2 protein-coding genes and 1 pseudogene are annotated in these 1,037 nt (G+C 57.4%); 2 read left to right on the top strand and 1 reads right to left on the bottom strand.

From position 1 onward, the window contains the following. Both VL15_RS38870 and VL15_RS41585 read left to right on the top strand, forming a co-directional pair. Window positions 1-291, top strand: a 291-nt coding sequence (locus VL15_RS38870; RefSeq protein ID WP_048252196.1) for an IS3 family transposase, incomplete at its 5' end; no start/stop codon positions are given. 21 nt (window positions 292-312) lie between these two features. Continuing rightward, window positions 313-747: pseudogene (locus VL15_RS41585) on the top strand (integrase core domain-containing protein); the annotation flags it as partial. Window positions 748-784: 37 nt separating this feature from the next. Here VL15_RS41585 and VL15_RS41580 read toward each other — a convergent pair. Beyond that, window positions 785-1,037: transposase (locus VL15_RS41580; protein ID WP_155420322.1), on the bottom strand; the 253-nt coding region annotated here is incomplete at its 5' end.

The raw sequence follows: 1,037 nt of genomic DNA, 5'->3' as shown, positions 1-1,037 counted from the left end.
CCGGTTGAATCCACCCAATATGCCAGTCGCGCGTACCGGAAACTGGCCGCCACGTTCAAGATGAACGTCTCAATGAGCCGGCGTGCCAACGCCTGGGACAACGTGCCGATGGAGAGCTTCTTCAAGACATTGAAGGTCGAAAGAATTTATCAGAACCACTACGAAACGCGCGCCCACGCCCGACTGGATATCGTCGATTGGATCGAGGGCTATTACAATCGGCAACGCCTGCATACCTCGATCGACTACCTTACCCCCGTCGACTACGAGGACAAGTTGGTCGCCGCATGAGTTGCTGTACGTGAAAACAAGGCAGGGTCAGTACAGAGGCGTCTGATGAGCGAGTGCATCAAATTCAGACCGATCCCACCACGCTCGCCACACCTCAATGGCAAGGTCGAGCGTTCGCAACTCACTGACCGGAACGAGTTTTGGACCCATCACGCTCCTGCTGAGGATGCGATCGACGAGCGAATTGAGGAATGGCAGTTTGACTACAACTGGCGCCGCCCACACGGCTCACTCGGCGGCAAGACGCCCATCGATCGCATAGCGGAATTGTGCGAAATCACACCTCTCGCAGAGGAGATAGCCGGCGCCTACGACGAACTGAAAGAGCGAATCCGGCACCGCGAATGGCGAGTCGACAAGACACTTGGCGAACATCACCGGCGCGTGCTGGAACTCGCGTCTCCTAACGGAGCCGTGAGTTCCAGCAAGTCAAAGAAACGGCACTCAAGAAAGTGAAACGATATCTACGAATCGCACATCCTAAGAGACGGTTTCATAAAGACTGGTCGGCCCGCCGAAGGGTATTCCAGCAGATCAGGCGGCAACCGAGTTTGAGGAACGCGCCGTGAATGTCGGCACGGCGCTCGAAACGAATGGGGAGACAACGGAAGTGGTGCAGCCAGGCATGCGTGCGTTCAACGACCCAGCGATATTTGCCAAGGCCGCTGCCATGTTCGGTACGGCGCTTGGCGATCACCGGCTCGATACCGCGATCGCGCAACGCTCGTCGATGCCGCTCGGAGTCG

Source organism: Burkholderia cepacia (assembly GCF_001039005.1).
In the GTDB taxonomy this organism is placed as follows: Bacteria; Pseudomonadota; Gammaproteobacteria; order Burkholderiales; family Burkholderiaceae; genus Burkholderia; species Burkholderia theae.
Note: the sequence above shows the minus strand (reverse complement) of the source record. Positions and strands in the feature narration are given on the sequence as shown.